Genomic DNA, 15,697 nt, shown 5'->3' with positions numbered 1-15,697 from the left:
GATGAACCGGCCGGGCTTTCTGGATCAAGCGCTGTTCAACGAACTGGCCGAGAAAGCCACGGCCAGTCCTCGCGGGCGCCAACACCACAATTTTCATCAGATGGACGAGCCTTGCCATCGCATGGCGGTTGGCTTGCAGCCGTCCACTTACATCCCGCCGCATCGCCACCTGAGCGCCGACAAGGCTGAAACCCTGCTGGTGCTCAAGGGCCGGCTCGGTGTGTTGATCTTTGATGAAACCGGGACGGTGGTGGACAAGCGTATCCTGCAGGCCGGTGGCGATTGCCTCGGTGTCGACCTGCCGGCGGGCGTGTACCACGGTTTAGTGGTGCTGGAAGCCGACAGCCTGATGTTCGAGTGCAAGGCCGGGCCTTACCGCCCGGTGGGCGATGGCGAACTGGCCCCCTGGGCGCCCCGCGAAGGCGAGGCGGGGGTGGCGCAGTACCAGGCCTGGATGCGCGCTCAGTTCGACTGAGCGTTGCTTCTGTGGCGAGGGAGCTTGCTCCCGCTGGGCTGCGCAGCAGCCCCAATTGCAGGTGGATGCTACGCACCCAAGCGGGAGCAAGCTTCCTCGCCACAAACAGCTGCGTGGCAACAGATCAATCAGGCCGGGCTCGAGTGTGCAGCGCTACCGGCGAGCCATTTTTCGCTTTTGGCCCGTGCCTGCTCCAGGGTCTGCACATACGCCAGTTGGCGCTGCTCGCGATGGATGCCGGCGCGGCGCAACTTCAGGCGTACCCGTGGCGCGGTTGCCACCAGAATCAGGCCGATGCCCTGCTTGCGGTAGTCCTTGAGGATGCTTTCAAAAGCCGCCAGCGCAGTCATGTCCAACATCGGCACGGCGCTCATTTCCACCACCATCACCCGAATCCCCGGATCGAATTTGCGCAGCACATCCAGGGCCTTTTCTGCCGCGCCGAAAAACAGCGGTCCGCGAATGGCGTAGCAGCGGACGTGCTCGGGCATCTCCAGCAGGGCCTGATGGAAATGGCGCGGCAGTTCGGCGGTGTCCGTCAGCTCGCTCATGCGTTTGATGAACAGCCCGGCGGCCAGCAGCAGGCCGACGGCGACGGCCAGGACCATGTCGAACAGTACGGTCAGGCTCAGGCAGGTCAGTAGCACCAGCACGTCACTGCGTGGGGCGATACGCAAGGTGTGCAGCACGTGTCCGGCTTCGCTCATGTTCCAGGCCACCATCACCAGCAATGCCGCCAGCGCTGCCATGGGCAGATAGCTGAACAACGGCGCCAGCAGCACAATCGCCCCCAATACCACGAGGCTGTGAATGATCGCGGCCAATGGCGAAAACGCGCCGCTGCGCACATTGGTGGCGCTGCGGGCAATCGCCGCCGTGGCAGTGATGCCGCCGAACAGTGGCGCCACCAGATTGCCCAGGCCCTGGCCGATCAGTTCGGCGTTGGGGTCGTGTTTACTGCCGGTCATGCCGTCGGCCACCACCGCGCACAACAGCGACTCAATGGCACCGAGCATGGCGATGGCAAAGGCAGGCCCGAGCAATTGGCGGATCAGATCGTAGGACAGTTCCAAGGAGCGGCCCTGATTGTCCGGGAGATTCCAAGGCCAGTCGAAACTCGGCAAAAATGGCGGGATGCCGGGGTAACTGATGCCGTCGACCACGTAGCTGAAACGTTCGCCCAATGTCGCGATTTGCCAGCCGCCGCTTTCCAGCGCCAGCCCCAACAGCGCACCCACCAACAGGGCGACCAGATGTCCCGGAACACGCGGCACCCAGCGCGGCCAGACAATCAATACCGCCAGGCAGATGAGGCCGATAAGGCCGTCGCCGAGCCGGGCGCTGGGCAGCGCCGTGATCAAGGCGCCCAATTGCTCGATGTAATGCTCGGCGTTGCCGACAGTGGTCAGGCCCAACAGGTCTTTGAGTTGCAGGGTGGCAATGACCACGCCGATCCCAGCGGTAAAACCGAGAACGACCGGATAAGGAATGTACTGGATCAGCCGCCCTGCCCGCATCAGGCCCAGCGCTATCAGGATCATGCCCGCCAGCATCGTGCACAGCAGCAGGCCGCCCAGTCCGTATTGCTGGGTAATGGGCAGCAGGATCACCACGAACGCCGCTGTCGGCCCGCTCACGTTGAAGCGCGAGCCGCCGGTGAGGGCGATCAGGGGGGCGGCTACCAGCACCGTGTACAAGCCATGCTGCGGCGGCACGCCCACGGCGATTGCCAGGGCCATGGCCAAGGGGATGGCAATGATGCCGACGGTCAGCCCGGCCACCAGATCGCCGCGTAGGCGTTCAAGGGTGTAACCGGCGCGCCAGGTTTGGCGCCAAGCGGCGAATATCGGTGGGGCGGAGAAGGACATGGGCACTCCACGAAATGAGCGGGGCAAATACCAAATACCCGGCAAACACCTAACCAGTGGCGAGGGGATTTATCCCCGTTGGGCTGCATAGCAGCCCCCGTCGGGTTGGGTGATCTGTCTGATTCACCGAGTATCCGGTTTAGGTCTGCTTCGCAGCCCAGCGGGGATAAATCCCCTCGCCACAAGGGGCATCATGTGATGCTAGGGCTGATGGCTCCTTGAGTATGCCGTGCTCGTGGCGCGGATGTATTGACCTGGATCGTTATTTTTACCGCCTGGGCTCATGCTAGAGTGCCGGGCCAAGATCCTGGAGCCTGTCATGAGTGTACTGACCCGCCGCTGCGCCGCTCTGCTGCTGATGTCCAGCCTGTCGTGGGCGGCCGTTGGCGCACCGATGCACAGTCAATTTCTGCCCCCCGACGATCTGGCGGTACGTCAGGAGCAACCCGAACACCAGCAATTGCTCCAGGTCACCGAGTATTCGGTGGTGCTGGGCAATCAGCGTCAGTCCAACCAGCAACCGATACCGGTTACATCGCCGTTGCTGGTGCGCCTCAAAGGTAAACCCCTGAACAAAGGCGCCACCCTCAACCAGGTGATCTTGAACTTCGATGGCGAAAGCAAAAGCCTGAAAAAACCTGCCTTCGACGAGGCGAGCAAGACTCTGACCCTGTCTTATCCACAGGCCCAGTATCAAGTGGTGATCGATCTGCTGCGCAGCGACACGGTGTACGTGCAGTTCCTCAGCTACGCCAACGGCCATATCTGGGCCGACCTGCACACCGGTGCTGTACGCCCGCGTTGAGCCCCGAGGCCTGCCGGGGGTAAACTGCCCGCCCCCGTGAACTGTGCGAGCTGGAGCCCGGCAATGCGTAAAGACAAGAAACAAGTGATTGGTGACGAGATTGGCGATGAGCAGATCAAGCTGTTCCTCAATTTCGATCCGGTCGATGCCACTTCGCCGTCGCTGCACAAACTGATCAAGGCCTACCGTGGCCTGCGGGTCGACGACTTCGAGCGCTTTCTGACGTTTTTCGTCGAGGCCGGCTACGACCTCAATGGCAAGGATGAGCATGGCAACGATTTCGTGGCGCTGATCCAGGACCAGCGTAATGCCGAGGAGTACATCGAGTTGATCAACAAGGCTCGTGGCTGATTACTAAGCGGCCTGCCTCGCAGGCCAGCGGGAGCAAGCCCTCTCGCCACGACAGCTTCTCCCATAAAAAAACGCCCCGTTCTCAGAAAGAACGGGGCGTTTTTTTATCCGGCAGAATCAAGCGAAGCTGGGTGTCTCGCTGCTTTCTTCAACCAGTTCCAGGGCGACGTTGTTCTGCGCATTGACCTTGCGATACAGCGCCGCGTCGGTTTCCAGCACTTTTTCCCGCGCCGGGAAGATCTCAGCGAGTTTGCTCGCCCATTCTCCCTTGGCTTTGTCCGGGAAGCAGCGCTCGATCAGGTCCAGCATGATCGAGACGGTCACCGAAGCACCGGGCGAGGCGCCGAGCAAGGCGGCGAGGGTGCCGTCCTTGGCCGCCACCAGTTCGGTGCCGAACTGCAGGACACCGCCTTTCTTCGGGTCTTTCTTGATGATCTGAACCCGTTGGCCGGCCACTTCCAGGCGCCAGTCCTCGGCTTTCGCCTCGGGATAGAAGCGACGCAGGGATTCCAGGCGCTGCTCCATGGACTGCATCACTTCGCTGATCAGGTACTTGGTCAGGTCCATGTTGTCCCGGGCCACGGCCAGCATCGGGCCGATGTTGCCGGCACGTACCGACAGCGGCAGATCCATGAGCGAACCATGCTTGAGGAACTTGGTGGTGAAACCGGCGTATGGCCCGAACAGCAGGGATTTCTTGCCATCGACCACGCGGGTGTCCAGGTGCGGCACGGACATCGGTGGCGAGCCCACGGCGGCCTGGCTGTAGACCTTGGCCTGGTGATGCTTGACCACTTCCGGGTTGTCGCAACGCAGCCACTGGCCGCTGACCGGGAAGCCACCGAAGCCTTTGCTTTCTTCGATGCCCGACGCTTGCAGCAGCGGCAATGCCGCCCCACCGGCGCCCAGGAAGACAAACTTGGCATCGACGTCACGGCTGCTGCCGGAATTGACGTCCTTGATGCTGACGGTCCAGCCCGCGCCGTTGCGCTTGAGGCCGGTGACGCGCTTGCAATACTTGACCTGGGTGTCCGGGGCGCTGGTCAGGTGCTTGAGCAACTGGTTGGTCAGGGCGCCGAAGTTGACGTCGGTGCCGTTCATGACGCGGGTGGCGGCGATGACTTCGTCAGCTGGCCGGCCCGGCATCATCAGCGGCATCCACTCGGCCATCACGGCCTTGTCCTCGGTGTATTCCATGTCAGCGAAGGCGTGATGCTGGCGCATCAGTTCAAAGCGCTTTTTCAGGAACGACACGCCTTTTTCACCCTGCACGAAGCTCAGGTGCGGGACGGGGGCAATGAAGGATTTGGATGAGCCGAACGTGCCTTTTTTGGTCAGGTACGTCCAGAACTGCTTCGACACCTCGAACTGGGTGTTGATGTGCACGGCTTTCTTGATGTCGACACTGCCATCGGCCGCCTGGGGCGTGTAGTTCAGCTCACACAGCCCGGCGTGGCCGGTGCCAGCGTTGTTCCACGGGTTGGAACTCTCCGCGGCACCGGAATCCATCAACTCGACGACTTCCAGCGAGATCGCGGGGTCGAGTTCCTTGAGCAGCACGGCCAGGGTGGCACTCATGATGCCGGCCCCTACCAGAACTACATCGACTGCTTCGTTATGCGCCATTTAACGCGTCTCCAAAATCTGCAGCACCAAATTGTCGGCATGGCGGCCAGGAGTGGCGGGGCAGGTCAGTTGCGCCCCAGGTATCCATGGCCAGGATCACCATGTCCGAATCTTCGCAATTTTTCGCAACTACTGCGGATGCATGCAGCCTGGCCTCAGAGTCCCATGAACTCATTTAAGCGCCGGGCAGGCAATTCGACTTATGGCCGAGACATCCGTTCGTGCAACCAAATCCGTAGCGGACAGGCTTCAGGCGCCGGTTCTTGAACGATAGGCGGTCCTGTGTCGTTGGGCTGTTTCAGACGCTAATGGTGCTTGTTCAGACGCAAAACTATTCATTTGCTCGCCACACTCTCGTGAAGTTGTGAAAACCCGTTTTTTCACGCTCTTTTGAAGACGTGAACCTCAAAAAAGGGCTGTCCCAGCCTGGCACCGCGCCCGGTTTGGTTTGCCCCCATGTAATACATGACAGGCAAAACGGGCAGACAGCTCAGTGACCGAGCGTAATGACAGCTCTGCAGATTCGCGAAAAGTGGTGATTTGCTTGAAAAACAGCAAGCGCGCCAGCTTCACTCGATCTGTGTGGGCGGCTCTCTGTGGGCGGTGCGGGGTGCCAATACAAGCGCATTAGCGGTGTTGCGAGGCCCGATCAGGAGACGTCCTTATAATCGGGGGCAGATTGTATCGAAGAAACGCAGGGAAATGGTCGTGTTTAATGACTTTTATTAGCCATCCGGTCAGACGGCCAACAGTTGACGGTTGCGTGGGCGAGCGCCAAGGGTTTGCACGCGGGCGCTGGCGGGCAATGGCTGGTGCAGCCAGTTCAAGCGAATCTCTTCGATTTCCACCCAACCTTCACCCATGGGCTGCAGGTTGCATTGCTTGAATGCCTGGCAACGGCCGTTGCGGTCCAGCAGGGCGAAGCAGCGGTGCTGTGGGCGCGGGGTGAACAGGGAAATGAGAAAACGCATGGTCGGACACCGTGTCGGGGAGCTTGTGCCAAGGCTGACAGGAGGCCATGACATGCCGGTGTAAGGATCATGACAATGGCATGACACGAACCGGTTTTCCCATGGAGTGTCAGACATTTGAGTATTCATCGTGCAGCGCTAGTTCACCGCCATGGCGCACCGCTATACTGCTGGCCTGTTTGTGCCCGATTCTGGAGAGAAGAGCATGTTGCAACGCCTGTTGTTCGGTTTGATCGCTGTGACCAGTCTGGCCCTCGTCGGCTGCGCCCACAGCCCGCAACAACTTAACCCGGAGCCCAAGCTCAACGCCCAGCTGGCGCCCGTGGGCCGCGGCCAGCCGGTGGTGGTACGGGTGGTGGACGGTCGTCCGTCGCCGACCCTCGGCACCCGCGGCGGGCTGTACCCGGAAACCAGTGTGATCACGGTGCAGGGCGCGCAGATTTTGCCTAAGCTGCAGGCCCAGGCCGAAGCGGCGGTACGTTTGCTGGGCTTCACCCCTACCGCCAACGCGATGAATGCACCGCAACTGACCGTCACCCTGGCCGAGTTGAAGTACCAGTCGCCCAAGGAAGGCATGTATGTGACCGAAGCCACCATCGGCGCGACCTTCCGCTCCGAGGTGCAGAACGCCAATCGTCGTTACAGCGGTCGTTACGGTGCCTCGCTGGACCAGCGCTTCGGCATGGCGCCTAACCAGGACACCAACACCAAGCTGGTCAGCGACGTTTTGAGCGACGCCCTGACACGCCTGTTCAAGGACCCGACCATTGGTCAGGTGCTGGCTGAGTAAGTAGGACGTTCCGTAACCCCTGTGGGAGCGAGCCTGCTCGCGATGGCGGATCAGTCAACATTGAGGTGACTGACACTCCGCTATCGCGAGCAGGCTCGCTCCCACAGTTTTTTTGCAAGCAAGAAACCTTCATGCAGCCTGGGAATACAGCTCCAGCACACTGATACCGGTCAGCAGATCGGTCTCCGGAAGGTCGGCGTGTTGATGGCCGCCAAGGGCGCAATACACCAGCCAATGCCGATCCTGTACGTTGAAGGACAGGCTGCCGACGAGGTTCTGTTGTTCGTCGCTCGGGCTGATGAGATAGAGACGATCCTGGTTTTCGGCGTGGAGCATGGTGGGTTCCGGGCAGGTTTGAAGGGCGACAGGGTGGCCTATTCAGATGACGAAACCGTGACGCCTGGAATTAGCCGGATTGAACCTGTGGCGAGGGGATTTATCCCCGCTGGGTCGCGAAGCGGCCCCTGGGACGTCTGCCTTGCTTAAGCGTTTGCGAGCGCTGCGCACTCGAGCGGGGATAAATCCCCTCGCCACAAAGTCTGCGCGCCATCGCCCCAACTGATCGTTATTGGTCGGAAAAAGTGCAGTAGGCGAGGGCGCTTTCGGTAGAATTCACGCCGATCGTAGGTCCCGGGCGCGTCCTGTCCGTTTATTGCTTGAGGTTTGTGATGTCGCTGCATTTGTTTTCGTTGTTCGCTGCTCACCCCGCCAAACTGATCAACCTGCTCGCATTGTTGTTTGCCTGCCCGGGCGGTTGGGTGCTGCATGCCACGCGCCGCCGCGAACAACGGGCGCGGGCCTGCCTTGAGGCGCGCAAGAGCGACGGCGACGAGCGATTCGAAGCCTTGCTGGACCTGGCGACCCAGCGCATGAACCGGTTTTTCTACCGTTTCGGCTTTGCCTGCCTGGGCCTGGCACTGCTGGTGTCGTGGGTCAGCACACAGTTCTGATGGATAAAAAAAGATCGCAGCCTTCGCCAGCGCCTACAAGATGAACAATCGATTCATGTAGGCGCTGGCGAAGGCTGCGATCTTTTTGACAGGCGTCGCTTAAAGCGCCAATCCCGCCTTGACCCGATACTGATTACGCACCGGTGTCGCGTATTGCAGCACCAGGAATGGGCGGTGCTCCGGCGGGCAAGCGTCCAGCCGGCGCTGCCATTCTTCCTGGGCCTTGGCCAGTTCATCGGCGCCAAACACCTCGGCCGCTGTCGGAACCTGCAACTGCGGGTCGGCGTCGGCCCATTGGGCGTAAGCCAGGTAATGCACCGGGAACAGGCGGTAGCCGCCGAGAATCTGCCGGTCCATTTCCTGGGCCAGTTGCTTGGTGTCCTCGAACAGCTCGGTGATCGGCGCGGCGAAGTTCACGTGGACCCGCCCCTTGTAGCCGGTAATGCCCTTGGCGATGCTCACGTCGTCTTCGCCCGGTGCCTTGGTGTAGGTGCCGGTGGTGGCGCGGATGTACAGCTCGCGGGCCTTGGCCTGGTCGCACGGGTCGTATTCGTAGCTGATGGACACCGGCGTGAGGTTCAGCGACTGGATGACCTCGCCGAAGGGTTCGTCCTTGCGGCTCATGTGGAACATCTTGAGGATCGCCGATTCGGTGCGGTCGTCACCGTCCTTGGCCCGACCCTCGGCCTGGGCAATCCAGATCGAGGCGCAGTCGTTGCGGATCGAGTGATTGATATAGGCCGAGAGCAACTGGTACGCGGCCATTTTTTCCCGCCGTCCGGTGATGGAGCGGTGCACGATGAAGCTTTTGTTCAGACGCATCAGATCGCTGACAAAGGGCTTCTGCAGCAGGTTGTCGCCGATGGCGATGCGTGGCGTCGGCAAGCCGGCGTGGTACACGGCGTAGTTGACGAAGGCCGGGTCCATCACGATGTCGCGGTGGTTGGCGATGAACAGGTACGCGCTACCGGATTTGAATTGCTCCACCCCGGTGTAGGTCACGCCATCGGTGGCACGCTCGATCGTGTGGTCGACATAGAACTCCACTTTGTCCTGCAAAGTGGCGACCGATGTCACGCCGGCGAACTCACGACGCAACCTTTGCGCTATAAGAGGCTTGAGCATCCAGCCGAAAGCCCCGGCCAGGCGTGGGAAGCGGAAGTGGGTGAGGATATCTAGAAACGCCTTGTCGCCGAGCAGCCGTGCCAGCACCGCTGGGACTTCGCTGTCGTCGTAAGGTCGGATGGCATCGAATTCGCCCATCATGCTCTCTTGTAGGAAACGGCTAGGGTAAGTAAAGGTTCGATCGAAAAACCGACAGGGCACGGCCTGGAAGATAAGCCAGACAAAAATAGCCCTGCAAATAGACCGGCGATTATACGCACAAGTCACCTGGGAGACCGCGATGCTGGAAACCGCTCCGTATGAATGTCCGTATTGTGGTGAGGAAGTGGAAACGCTGGTGGACCTGTCCGGCGGTGATCAGACCTATATCGAGGACTGTCAGGTCTGTTGCCGACCGATAACATTTGTCCTGCAGGTCCACGATGAAGAATGGCATCTGGAAGTCTTCAGTGAAAACGAATGATGGGGGACGTCCATGCAGCGAATCTACGAGCTGGAAAATTTGATGGAAGGCGAACTGCTCCAGGGCATGCTCGCCAGCGAAGGCATCACCGCCCACCTGGTGGGCCGTGACCTGGTGGGCGGCGCCGGCGAGTTGCCGATGTATGGCCTGCTGGGACTGGCGGTGGAGGACGACCAGGCGCAATACGCCCGGGAGCTGATCGCCGCCTACAATGCCGCGTTGCCATTGCCCGGCGATGAGCCGGACAGTTACCCCGGCACATTGGTCTGTTAGGCTGGCGACCGTTTGATCAAGAGTCGTGTTGCCCCATGTGTGGACGTTATGCCCTGTTTCGCTGGAACCCCGCCTTTGCGGCCTTGCCCGGCTTCCCCGCCGACCAGAAGGCCCAGTGGAATATTTCGCCCAACGATTCGGTGCTGATGCTGCGCGCCGGCGCTGAGGGGCAGCGCGAACTGGCCCGGGCCCGCTGGGGCCTCACGCCGCCCTGGCTGACCGACCTGTCCCGTACCCCGGCCCACGCCCGTGCCGAAACCGTGGCCGAGCAGCCGATGTTTCGTGAGGCCCTGCGCCTGCGCCGCTGCCTGCTGCCGGCCAACGGCTTCTATGAATGGCGCGGTGGCACGCGCAAACGCCCTTACTGGTTGACGCCGGGGGAGGGCTCTTCGTTGTTTTTCGCCGCGATCTGGGAAGCCTATCCCGTGCAGGAACAGGTGTGGCTGAGCACCGCAGTCATCACTCAGCCGGCGGCAGGGCAGCGTCGGCCGTTGATCCTGGATGAAGAAGGCCAGCGCCTGTGGCTCGATCCCGAGACGCCCTTGCATGTATTGCAAGGCTTGCTGGCCAGTGAACCGGCGGCACTGCGCGAGCGGGTACTGGCCAACATGGTCAATGATCCGAAGCTCAACGGGCCGGAGTGCCTGACTCCGGCTTGAGTGTTGAGGCGCCTGTGCTGGCCCCATCGCGAGCAGGCTCGCTCCCACATTAGAGAGAGTGTTCGCCACCAACCCTTTGTGGGAGCGAGCCTGCTCGCGATGGGGCCCTAGGATCAAACCTTGAACTGATTGATCAACCGCCGCTGCTGCTCCGCCAGTTTGGTCAGATCCGCACTGGCCGCGCTGGATTCGTCCGCGCCGCCCGCCACTTCATTTGCCACTTGCCCGATGTTGATCACGTTACGGTTGATGTCATCGGCCACCGCGCTTTGTTCCTCGGCGGCGCTGGCGATCTGGGTGTTCATGTCGTTGATCACCGACACCGCCTGGGTGATGGTCTCCAGGGCCTGGGCCGCTTTCGCTGCGTGTTGCACGCTTTCATCGGTGCGGTGCTGGCTGTCTTCCATCACCCGCACCACATCCCGGGTGCCTTGTTGCAACTGTTGGATCATCGTCTGGATTTCTTCAGTGGCCTGCTGCGTTTTCTGCGCGAGGTTGCGCACCTCATCGGCCACCACCGCAAATCCACGCCCCTGTTCACCGGCGCGAGCTGCTTCGATGGCCGCGTTGAGGGCCAGCAGGTTGGTCTGTTCGGCGATCCCGCGGATGGCGATGAGAATCGCGTTGATGTTCTCACTGTCCTTGGCCAGAGCCTGCACCACGCCCACGGCCTTGCCGATTTCCACGGCCAGGGCGCCGATGGAGGTGGAAGTGTCCCGCACGATCTGCATGCCCTGGCTGGCAGCCTGGTCTGCGTGACCAGCGGCTTGGGCGGCCTGGGTCGCGTTGCGGGCCACGTCCTGGGCGGTGGCGGTCATCTCGTGCACGGCGGTGGCGACCTGATCGATCTCCACCATTTGCTTGTGCACGCCCTGGTTGGTGCGGATGGCGATGTCGGCAGTGTGCTCCGAGGAATCGCTGACGCTCTGCACCGAGGTGACGACCTGGGTGATCATCCCTTGCAACTTGCTCAGGAAGGTATTGAAGCCCTTGGCGATCGCACCCAGTTCATCCGCGCGGTCGCTCACCAGCCGACGGGTCAGGTCGCCTTCGCCCTGGGCGATGTCATCGAGCATCGCCACCATTTGCTTGAGGGGACGGGCGATGCCGTGGGCCACCAGCCAGATCACCAACAGGCCGATGCCGGCAATCACCAGGCCCACCATGGCCATGCCGAAGATGTCGGTCTGGCGTTGCGCATCCAGGTCTTTTTGCAACGCTTGCAGTTCGGCCATCACCGCATCCAGTGGCAGTTGCAGCATCAGCGTCCAACGGGCTTGGGTTTCACCGATGCCGAACGGCATGTACACCTCGATGTGCCCATGGGCTTCATCGACGTCGTAACGTACCTGGCCGACGCTGAGCTTGGACAGGTTGTCCAGTTCATTGGCGTCCAGCAGGTCGCTGGCCTTTTCTCCCAGTTTGGACGGGTCCTTCGTGAAGGCCACCAAGCGGTTGTTGCTGGAGAGCAACGCCATTTCCCCGGCGCCCTCATACAGCTCGCGGTCGGCAGCGACGAGCATGTCCTGGATGAAGTTCACCGACAGGTCGGCGCCGACGATGCCCTGGAACTTGCCATCGACCATGATCGGCTCGATGAACGAGGCGAGCATGGTCATGGTGTTGCCAACGCGATAAGGCGCCGGGTCGATCACGCAGGCTTTCTTGCTGTCCCGGGAGCACAGGTAGTACTCACTGGCGCGAATACCGGTGGACAGCAGTTTCTGGTCCGTCACATCGGCGAGCTTTTCCAGGCCCAGGGTGCCGTCCTGGTTGCGAAACCACCACGGCAGGAAGCGCCCGTCGGTTTCCATGCCCAGCACCGGGCTGTTCACGTAATTGGCGTCGTCGTGGTCAATGGCGTTCGGTTCCCAGGCGATGTAGGCGCCGAGAATCTTCGGGTTGCGCACCACGGTTTCGCGCAGCAGGCTGATCATCTGCTCGCGGGGCACCTTCAGTTGTGCGTTGCCGTCCGGGCCGTTCATGCCCATCAAGGCATTGGTGGTCGCCAGGCCCCGGGCAAGCAACAGCGGTGCCTCCAGTTCTCGCTGGATCAGGCTGGCCTGGGTGCGGGCGAGCGCGTCGAGGCGTTGTTCGATCAGATGCTCGAACTGCGCCTTGGTCCGCTGTTGCACCATGTCCTGGGTGCGGGCGCCGGCAAACAGCGCGTACAGCACCAGGGCACCGACCACACTGAGGATGATGGCGCCGGCCAGAGCGGCCACGGAAAACTGGATCGATTTGAATTTCATAAAGGCTCCGGACGCGGGAATGACGTCTGAAGCCTGTATCGGCGATTCTTTGGCCCAGCATGAGGCGCTGTTCGTCGGATGACTGTTTTGGCTTTGTGGGTGTCGTAAATGGACTGGAGTAGGGTCTGTCTGAAAAAACTGTAATCCCACGCTATGTATCTGGCGCCGATACAAATCAGCGCCTAGGATACGCCCACGTTTCCAGGGAGCTTCTTACATGAACAAGATATTGATGGTGAGTGCACTGAGTGTGGGCTTGCTGCTTGCCGGTTGCCAGTCGGTCAACACTACCAGCGGCGGAGCCGTGGGCGTGGAGCGCAAGCAATACATGTTCAGCATGCTGTCCACCGACCAAGTCAATCAGATGTATGCCCAGTCCTACCAAAAGACCATGGGCGAAGCGAGCGCCAAGGGTGTACTGGACAAGACGAGTAGCGATGCCAAGCGCGTCCAGGCCATCTCCAGTCGGCTGATCGCTCAGGCACCTGTGTTCCGCCCGGATTCGGCGCAATGGAACTGGGAAGTGAACCTGATCAAGAGCGATGAGCTCAACGCCAGTTGCGGCCCCGGCGGCAAAATCATTTTCTATACCGGCTTGATCAACAAGCTCAAGCTCACTGACGATGAAATCGCCGCGATCATCGGCCACGAAATCGCCCACGCCTTGCGCGAGCACGGCCGCGAAGCGATGTCCAAGGCCTACGGCATCGAAATGGCCAAGCAGGGCGCCGGTGCATTGTTCGGTCTGGGCCAGGACAGCCTGGCACTGGCCGATACCGTGGCCAACTACGGCATGACCCTGCCCAACAGTCGCGGCAATGAGAACGAAGCCGACCTGATCGGCCTGGAACTGGCCGCTCGCGCCGGCTACGACCCGAATGCCGCGATCACGTTGTGGAACAAGATGGCCAAGGCTTCAGAAGGCGCGCCGCCGGAATTCATGAGCACCCACCCGTCCTCCAGCAGCCGGATCGCGTCGCTGCAGGCGGCGATTCCGAAGGTGATGCCGCTGTATCAGCAGGCTAGAAAGTAATCATCGTTGTGGGAGCAAAGCTTGCTCGCGACAGAGGCGACGCAGACTTCAATCAGACCGCGTCATCGTTTATCGCGAGCAGGCTCGCTCCCACAAGAGATTGGCCGTGTTCGATATTCTTGTGAACACCCGCCGCCAGTGTGGGAGCGAGCCTGCTCGCGATGAACGATAACGCGGTATTACTCACCTACCCGATCAAACCCACCCACTGCTCTGCATCGCCTTGTACACCGCCACGATCGCCAGGACCAAGAACGCCGAGGCGGCCAGGCGGCGGATCAGTGTCAGGGGCAGCTTCTCGGCGGCGAAATTGCCCGCCAGGACCACCGGCACGTTGGCAATCAGCATGCCCACGGTGGTGCCGATGATCACCAGCCACAGTTCCGGGTACTGCGCGGCGAGCATCACGGTGGCGATCTGGGTCTTGTCGCCGATTTCCGCCAGGAAGAACGCGATCAGCGTGGTCAGGAAAGGCCCGAACTTGCGGGCCGTACTGGCTTCCTCATCGTCCAGTTTGTCCGGCACCAACGTCCACAGCGCCGTGGCGGCAAAGCTCACCGCCAGGATCCAGTGCAGGACCGCGTCCGAGAAAATACTACCGACCCAGGCTCCCACCGCGCCGGCTGCCGCATGGTTGGCCAAGGTCGCGGCAACGATGCCGGCAATGATGGGCCAGGGTTTGCGAAAGCGAGCCGCGAGAATAAGCGCGAGCAGTTGCGTCTTGTCGCCGATTTCGGCCAGCGCAACGATAGCGGTAGGTACGAGGAAAGAGTCCAGCATCAGGTGATTCCTAGAGGGGCGGGTCGACACGGCTATGACACGTACAGCCTTCCCGCCCCGGGTAAGGTGTGCGTGTCATAGGTCTTGTCAAACCCAGCGACCATCTGCGTGGACGCTTGGGCCGCATACGCCATGGTCTGCTGACCAAGTATGTTGACGTATGCCGGGCGAGCATGGCGCTCGCGGGAGACTACTCCCCTAGGACGGAGCGGATTCTGCCTAGGCAAATCCGATTGGGCAAGTGCTGTTTCTTAAATTTGCTTCAGCCGCGCTTGGCCCGGTAGATGCGAAAACCCTGGCCTTCGGCCTTGATCGCGCACACGCCCAGATGCTCTTCGATCAGCGGCTGATACTTGAGGAAACTGTTTGCCACCAAGCGCAGTTCGCCGCCATTTTTCAGATGTTTCGCTGCTTTTCGCAGCAGATTTTCCGTGGCGTGATAGTCGGTGTGCACGCCGACATGGAACGGCGGGTTGCTCAGAATCGCGCTTAATCCCATGGGCGCGGCGTCGATACCGTCGCCGGTCAGCACCTCGGCCTCCAGACCATTGGCGGCCAGGGTCAGGCGGCTGCTGGCGGCAGCGAACGCGTCCACGTCCAGCAGCGTGACGGTGTTGTGCGGATAGCGACGCTTGACCACTGCCCCCAGCACCCCGGCGCCACAACCGAAGTCCAGCAGGTGGCCGCTGGGCAGTTTATCCAGGTGTTCCAGCAACAGCGCACTGCCGCGATCCAGGCGACCGTGGCTGAACACCCCCGGCAGGCTGATGACCTTCAGTGCGCCTTCGGCCAGGGGCAGCTCGTAGGTCTGGGCCAGGCTTTCCAAAGGCTTGGCCGCGGGGGCGTCGGCCACGGTGACCTGCCACAGCTGACAATGGCGCGCGCTGTCGAGCTTGCGCGGCTTGCCGAAGGCATTGAGCTGCTTGGACGCGCCTTCGATGCCGCTGCGCTTTTCCCCCACCAGATACACCTCGCGACCGGCCAGGCGCGAGGCCACGGCATTGAGGATGTAGTCGGTCAGGTCCTTGGCCTTGGGCAGGAACACCACGGCGGTATCGAACTCACGGGCCGGCACGTTCACGCCAAAGTGGCTGCGCTCGGGGAAACGGGCATCCAGCGCGGCCTGATCACCGGCGTGCCAGCACCAGCCGTGGGCTTGGGGCAAGCGGCCGAGCAGATCGTCGGCGGGCAGGCCGGCCAGCAGGACCGAACCCTGAAACAACTCGGCCTGACGAAGCAGTACTTCACTGCGCGGATCCATGGTCTGCTCCTTGAA

General features: G+C 61.4%; 17 protein-coding genes, 1 pseudogene and 1 riboswitch. Of the genes and pseudogenes, 9 read left to right on the top strand and 9 right to left on the bottom strand.

The features are described 5' to 3' along the window. Nucleotide 1 precedes the first annotated feature (1 nt). The gene (locus tag BW979_RS25965; protein ID WP_076386290.1) at nt 2–475 is read left to right on the top strand and encodes a WbuC family cupin fold metalloprotein; all 474 of its coding nucleotides are present in this window, start codon (nt 2–4) and stop codon (nt 473–475) included. Between the two features lie 128 nt (nt 476–603). Here BW979_RS25965 and dauA read toward each other — a convergent pair whose 3' ends face one another. Next, the gene (gene dauA, locus BW979_RS25960) at nt 604–2,343 is read right to left on the bottom strand and encodes a C4-dicarboxylic acid transporter DauA (protein WP_047229414.1); all 1,740 of its coding nucleotides are present in this window, start codon (nt 2,341–2,343) and stop codon (nt 604–606) included. A gap of 319 nt (nt 2,344–2,662) precedes the next feature. Here dauA and BW979_RS25955 point away from each other — a divergent pair, with 319 nt between their 5' ends. Both BW979_RS25955 and BW979_RS25950 read left to right on the top strand, forming a co-directional pair. Further along, complete coding sequence (locus tag BW979_RS25955; RefSeq protein WP_047229415.1) at nt 2,663–3,148, top strand: hypothetical protein; 486 nt, start codon at nt 2,663–2,665, stop codon at nt 3,146–3,148. Between the two features lie 63 nt (nt 3,149–3,211). Further along, on the top strand, nt 3,212–3,499 hold the full coding sequence (locus BW979_RS25950) for a PA4642 family protein (RefSeq protein ID WP_047229416.1): 288 nt from the start codon (nt 3,212–3,214) through the stop codon (nt 3,497–3,499). 117 nt (nt 3,500–3,616) lie between these two features. Here BW979_RS25950 and mqo read toward each other — a convergent pair whose 3' ends face one another. Together mqo and BW979_RS25940 are read right to left on the bottom strand one after the other, a co-directional pair. After that, nucleotides 3,617–5,125, bottom strand: a complete 1,509-nt coding sequence (mqo, locus tag BW979_RS25945; protein ID WP_047229417.1) for a malate dehydrogenase (quinone) — start codon at nt 5,123–5,125, stop codon at nt 3,617–3,619. Nucleotides 5,126–5,862: 737 nt separating this feature from the next. Beyond that, on the bottom strand, nt 5,863–6,096 hold the full coding sequence (locus tag BW979_RS25940) for a hypothetical protein (RefSeq protein ID WP_047229418.1): 234 nt from the start codon (nt 6,094–6,096) through the stop codon (nt 5,863–5,865). Between the two features lie 205 nt (nt 6,097–6,301). On the opposite strand from BW979_RS25940, the gene BW979_RS25935 reads away from it, so the two are divergent. Next, complete coding sequence (locus BW979_RS25935) at nt 6,302–6,886, top strand: YajG family lipoprotein (RefSeq protein WP_047229419.1); 585 nt, start codon at nt 6,302–6,304, stop codon at nt 6,884–6,886. 129 nt (nt 6,887–7,015) lie between these two features. Here the strand turns inward: BW979_RS25935 and BW979_RS25930 are convergent, their stop codons facing one another. Then, a complete protein-coding gene (locus BW979_RS25930) occupies nt 7,016–7,222 on the bottom strand; it encodes a hypothetical protein (protein ID WP_047229420.1) in 207 nt (68 codons plus the stop codon). A gap of 332 nt (nt 7,223–7,554) precedes the next feature. Here BW979_RS25930 and BW979_RS25925 point away from each other — a divergent pair, with 332 nt between their 5' ends. Next, complete coding sequence (locus tag BW979_RS25925) at nt 7,555–7,836, top strand: hypothetical protein (RefSeq protein WP_047229421.1); 282 nt, start codon at nt 7,555–7,557, stop codon at nt 7,834–7,836. A 99-nt stretch (nt 7,837–7,935) separates the two neighbouring features. Here BW979_RS25925 and BW979_RS25920 read toward each other — a convergent pair whose 3' ends face one another. Beyond that, nucleotides 7,936–9,102, bottom strand: coding sequence for a 1-acyl-sn-glycerol-3-phosphate acyltransferase (locus BW979_RS25920; protein ID WP_047229422.1), 1,167 nt, complete (start codon nt 9,100–9,102; stop codon nt 7,936–7,938). Between the two features lie 139 nt (nt 9,103–9,241). On the opposite strand from BW979_RS25920, the gene BW979_RS25915 reads away from it, so the two are divergent. Genes BW979_RS25915 through BW979_RS25905 form a run of 3 tightly spaced genes read left to right on the top strand, consistent with a single transcriptional unit; the run spans nt 9,242 to nt 10,356 of the window. Beyond that, nucleotides 9,242–9,424 carry a CPXCG motif-containing cysteine-rich protein gene (locus tag BW979_RS25915; RefSeq protein ID WP_047229423.1) on the top strand — a complete coding sequence of 61 codons (183 nt, stop codon included), beginning with the start codon at nt 9,242–9,244 and terminating at the stop codon, nt 9,422–9,424. A gap of 12 nt (nt 9,425–9,436) precedes the next feature. Next, on the top strand, nt 9,437–9,697 hold the full coding sequence (locus tag BW979_RS25910; protein WP_014340166.1) for a putative signal transducing protein: 261 nt from the start codon (nt 9,437–9,439) through the stop codon (nt 9,695–9,697). Between the two features lie 35 nt (nt 9,698–9,732). Further along, nucleotides 9,733–10,356 (top strand): SOS response-associated peptidase, encoded by a 624-nt coding sequence (locus BW979_RS25905; RefSeq protein ID WP_047229424.1) that lies wholly within the window; start codon nt 9,733–9,735, stop codon nt 10,354–10,356. Between the two features lie 113 nt (nt 10,357–10,469). On the opposite strand, the gene BW979_RS28240 is transcribed toward BW979_RS25905, so the two are convergent. Next, nucleotides 10,470–11,213, bottom strand: a complete 744-nt coding sequence (locus tag BW979_RS28240) for a methyl-accepting chemotaxis protein (protein ID WP_442962061.1) — start codon at nt 11,211–11,213, stop codon at nt 10,470–10,472. A 114-nt stretch (nt 11,214–11,327) separates the two neighbouring features. Next, nucleotides 11,328–11,522: pseudogene (locus BW979_RS28235) on the bottom strand (HAMP domain-containing protein); the annotation flags it as partial. Between the two features lie 1,303 nt (nt 11,523–12,825). On the opposite strand from BW979_RS28235, the gene BW979_RS25895 reads away from it, so the two are divergent. Further along, the gene (locus BW979_RS25895) at nt 12,826–13,641 is read left to right on the top strand and encodes a M48 family metallopeptidase (protein WP_047229426.1); all 816 of its coding nucleotides are present in this window, start codon (nt 12,826–12,828) and stop codon (nt 13,639–13,641) included. A 195-nt stretch (nt 13,642–13,836) separates the two neighbouring features. On the opposite strand, the gene BW979_RS25890 is transcribed toward BW979_RS25895, so the two are convergent. Further along, the gene (locus tag BW979_RS25890) at nt 13,837–14,421 is read right to left on the bottom strand and encodes a TMEM165/GDT1 family protein (protein WP_076386285.1); all 585 of its coding nucleotides are present in this window, start codon (nt 14,419–14,421) and stop codon (nt 13,837–13,839) included. 89 nt (nt 14,422–14,510) lie between these two features. Next, nucleotides 14,511–14,633: riboswitch (yybP-ykoY riboswitch) on the bottom strand. Nucleotides 14,634–14,683: 50 nt separating this feature from the next. Further along, nucleotides 14,684–15,682 (bottom strand): class I SAM-dependent methyltransferase, encoded by a 999-nt coding sequence (locus BW979_RS25885; protein WP_076386283.1) that lies wholly within the window; start codon nt 15,680–15,682, stop codon nt 14,684–14,686. Between the last annotated feature and the right edge of the window lie 15 nt (nt 15,683–15,697).

The organism is Pseudomonas sp. A214 (assembly GCF_900156295.1).
Taxonomy (GTDB): Bacteria; Pseudomonadota; Gammaproteobacteria; order Pseudomonadales; family Pseudomonadaceae; genus Aquipseudomonas; species Aquipseudomonas rhizophila.
Note: the sequence above shows the minus strand (reverse complement) of the source record. Positions and strands in the feature narration are given on the sequence as shown.

Excerpts from the sequence above, each read along its gene's own strand:
- BW979_RS25965 (WP_076386290.1), top strand. The coding sequence starts at position 2 with ATGAACCGGCCGGGCTTTCTGGATCAAGCGCTGTTCAACGAACTGGCC.
- dauA (WP_047229414.1), bottom strand. The coding sequence starts at position 2,343 with ATGTCCTTCTCCGCCCCACCGATATTCGCCGCTTGGCGCCAAACCTGG.
- BW979_RS25955 (WP_047229415.1), top strand. The coding sequence starts at position 2,663 with ATGAGTGTACTGACCCGCCGCTGCGCCGCTCTGCTGCTGATGTCCAGC.
- BW979_RS25950 (WP_047229416.1), top strand. The coding sequence starts at position 3,212 with ATGCGTAAAGACAAGAAACAAGTGATTGGTGACGAGATTGGCGATGAG.
- mqo (WP_047229417.1), bottom strand. The coding sequence starts at position 5,125 with ATGGCGCATAACGAAGCAGTCGATGTAGTTCTGGTAGGGGCCGGCATC.
- BW979_RS25940 (WP_047229418.1), bottom strand. The coding sequence starts at position 6,096 with ATGCGTTTTCTCATTTCCCTGTTCACCCCGCGCCCACAGCACCGCTGC.
- BW979_RS25935 (WP_047229419.1), top strand. The coding sequence starts at position 6,302 with ATGTTGCAACGCCTGTTGTTCGGTTTGATCGCTGTGACCAGTCTGGCC.
- BW979_RS25930 (WP_047229420.1), bottom strand. The coding sequence starts at position 7,222 with ATGCTCCACGCCGAAAACCAGGATCGTCTCTATCTCATCAGCCCGAGC.
- BW979_RS25925 (WP_047229421.1), top strand. The coding sequence starts at position 7,555 with ATGTCGCTGCATTTGTTTTCGTTGTTCGCTGCTCACCCCGCCAAACTG.
- BW979_RS25920 (WP_047229422.1), bottom strand. The coding sequence starts at position 9,102 with ATGATGGGCGAATTCGATGCCATCCGACCTTACGACGACAGCGAAGTC.
- BW979_RS25915 (WP_047229423.1), top strand. The coding sequence starts at position 9,242 with ATGCTGGAAACCGCTCCGTATGAATGTCCGTATTGTGGTGAGGAAGTG.
- BW979_RS25910 (WP_014340166.1), top strand. The coding sequence starts at position 9,437 with ATGCAGCGAATCTACGAGCTGGAAAATTTGATGGAAGGCGAACTGCTC.
- BW979_RS25905 (WP_047229424.1), top strand. The coding sequence starts at position 9,733 with ATGTGTGGACGTTATGCCCTGTTTCGCTGGAACCCCGCCTTTGCGGCC.
- BW979_RS28240 (WP_442962061.1), bottom strand. The coding sequence starts at position 11,213 with ATGGTGGAGATCGATCAGGTCGCCACCGCCGTGCACGAGATGACCGCC.
- BW979_RS25895 (WP_047229426.1), top strand. The coding sequence starts at position 12,826 with ATGAACAAGATATTGATGGTGAGTGCACTGAGTGTGGGCTTGCTGCTT.
- BW979_RS25890 (WP_076386285.1), bottom strand. The coding sequence starts at position 14,421 with ATGCTGGACTCTTTCCTCGTACCTACCGCTATCGTTGCGCTGGCCGAA.
- BW979_RS25885 (WP_076386283.1), bottom strand. The coding sequence starts at position 15,682 with ATGGATCCGCGCAGTGAAGTACTGCTTCGTCAGGCCGAGTTGTTTCAG.